This window comes from Croceicoccus sp. (genome assembly GCF_983967925.1).
Genome location: NZ_CFETID010000063.1, coordinates 1 through 2,709 on the forward strand (window position 1 = coordinate 1; position 2,709 = coordinate 2,709).

The 2,709-nt window shown below is 57.9% G+C and carries 2 protein-coding genes; both read right to left on the minus strand.

Annotated features, from left to right (window positions below; all coding sequences use genetic code 11):
• Window positions 1-64: 64 nt before the first annotated feature.
• Window positions 65-808, minus strand: a complete 744-nt coding sequence (locus AC4FIJ_RS16415) for a DUF4145 domain-containing protein (RefSeq protein WP_054522875.1) — start codon at window positions 806-808, stop codon at window positions 65-67.
• A 203-nt stretch (window positions 809-1,011) separates the two neighbouring features.
• Window positions 1,012-2,709: Eco57I restriction-modification methylase domain-containing protein (locus tag AC4FIJ_RS16420; protein WP_490337697.1), on the minus strand; the 1,698-nt coding region annotated here is incomplete at its 5' end.

A 2,709-nucleotide genomic window follows, 5' to 3' on the forward strand; every position in this document is an offset into this window, starting at 1 on the left:
CGCTGTCCGCTTAATCCGCTCAAAGATATAAAAGCTGCCTTTCCGCTTCCGGCCCCAATTGTGGTCAGGGAGTAGTCTTCTTCCCAACGGCGAGCAGCCGCTCGGGTTTTGCGGGAATACTTTTCTTGATGCCTAATGCCTTCTGGCCGACGATAAAAGCGCGATGGAGGAACACCTCTAGCGATGAGAGCAGTTCGGAAACCTCCTGACTGTCGGGCTCCCAGCCGCGATGCGCAGCCGCATTACCCGCATCCGTAACAACGCCGAGGATGTCCCGCTCAGTTTGCCCGATCCACCCTCCGTTGCGCAGCTCGTTCAGTTTCTCATCAAATGTCTTGGCCGGGTCGATGCCGATGACTTCGGTTGCACGGTCCAGTGCCGTTCTGAGTCCTATCGCCGTGAGGATGTGTGCCTGGTTGTCGTGCGCTACGTACATCTGGCTCAGGATATTGCGCAGCTGGGGGTCAGCCTTTTGCATGGCGTCGAACCATACCGGCTTCGTCTTGGCCTCTGGCTTCGGATAAGTTTGTATCTCCCTCGGATGCTCATACTGCTCCTGCCCCGCCGCATCGTAGTAGTGATCGGTGTCTTCGCTGTTCCAGCTGGAAGTTTCGTAGAAGACCGTCTCGCACCCTTGACATTCGAGCAGAGAGTGGTCGACACCGCCGTTGACCGAATGGCCATATTGCTTGTCCTCCCAGTCCCAAGCCTTGTAGATCGAGCCGTGGATTTCGCAGGTGCGCTCGCCATCGCAGGTGGGACAGTGCCCCTTCTTCGTTGCGTTTGTTGCTGTTGGTGTCGTGGCCATAGAGCCCGATAGCGAGCACTGACGAACTTTTCCAACAGTGTGCGTGTAAGTCGGCGCATCCTAAGTCCGCTTTTTGGGTTTGGCCGCTCTAGAGCCGCCATTCTGCTTCCGGCCCACAGTCAGCCAATGGAGTTCGGTTGCGGAAAGGTCAGGAAGTGCGCCGGTTGCGGACTTTAGCAGTGACAGCAAAAACCTAGAGTAGTTCAGTCACCAGTGTCATCGCTTAGATCTAACCCGGGTGGAGGGGCCAGCGGCATGCGGGGCGGGGCCGTGCGCCACATGAGAGCAACTTCCTCGTCGGTCAGGCCATAGGCGCGCTCGACCATGGCAGCGAGGCTGCGCTCATGGGCCAGCAATTCGATCCGTGCCTGCCGGGCAGGCTCGGCGGTCTCGGCAAACGCTTCGCGCAGCCGACGGAGTTGGGTCGGGGTCAAGCCTTCACGTTTGGGCAGGGCGGCGCGGACCGCTGAGACAAAGCCGTCGCTGTCGAGCTTGCTGGCCTCGGAAAGGGCGGTGCTAGTAACTCTTGGGAACTCGAACCCAAGCCAGTCAGCAATGGCTCGATCCGCTTTTTCCACGATGGCGGTGTTCGTCTTAATGCACTCAACATTATCTTGGAACGCTTCCCGCTTTCCGTGTTCAAGCTGCGGAATTGGGAACTCACGGATATAAGGAATATCAAAAGCGAGCGCCTCATCCTTCTTGTGCGGGAACTTTTTGAATTGGAAATACCAGCCGATCGGTGAGTTGAGGCAGGCGACGATCCATTCATCAACGGTCGGCAGTATCAAAGCTGAGTCATTGACCATGTATTGGCCTTGGTCAGTGCAGACTTGGGCATAGAAAGCGATGCGCCGCAAAAGGACCTTCGGGCGGTCAAAATCCTCAAAGTAGTCGACAGCATCCTGAATCTCATACCAGCGATAACTTCCGGCCTTCCGACCTGGCCATTTCGCATCCTTCTTCGGAGGCTGCCAATTAGCTGGTTTGGGTTCTAGCTGTGTTCGGAAAGACTCGAGATGCCGAAGTACGCTCGGATATTCTTCAATGTCGATACCTCGCCGAGCGAAGATCATCCAGAGCCCGTTCCACTCCGGCAGCCAGCGGCCAATGTCCTGACCGCGCAGGTAGGGCTTGATGATGTCGGCTGCTTTCGGGTCATCGCCAACAAGCTGATCGCGTGTGGCGGTGTCGATCAGAAATGCCTCATTGAAGCCCGTCTTCACGCCGTAAAGCGGACTAGCCCCGGCATATTCCTCAAGCGATACGCCGCGCTCACGAATCTTCTTGAGCAGGGCGGCTACGTCTGGCGGCTCCAGCACCCATGCTTCTTCGGTCAGGTCGGAGCGTTCGGCACGATAGGTCGCGGCGTGGACTGCTGCCGACAGACCCTCACGCGGAACATCGTCACGCGGGATTACCGCAAGATCGTATTGCTCGGGCACAGCGTCTGCATCGGGCTTCTGCACTGCGATGACGCATGGAAAGACGTCGGCATCCGGGAACAAATGGCGCGCGTGGCCGAAATCGGCCAGAAATTCGACCCACACATCCTCGGCGAACATCCGCCGAAGCTTCTCTGCATAGCCAGCCTTCAACCACTTGTTGGTGACGACATAGCCCATTCGCCCGCCGGGCCTGAGCAGCTTGGTCCCCTGTTCGTAGAAATAGACGTAGAGATCGGCGGTGCCGGCATAGGTGTCGAAGGCTTTCGACAGGGCGGGCTTGATCGGGGAGATTTCTTCCTGCCGGACGTAAGGCGGGTTGCCAATGACCGCATCGAACCCGCCTGACCGACCCGAAGAGGACAAGTCGCGCCATACGCCGGGGAAGGCCACTTCCCAGTGGAAGAACCGCTGTTCAGCCGCGATTAGATCGGAAGAGCGTGTGTAGGGAAAGAG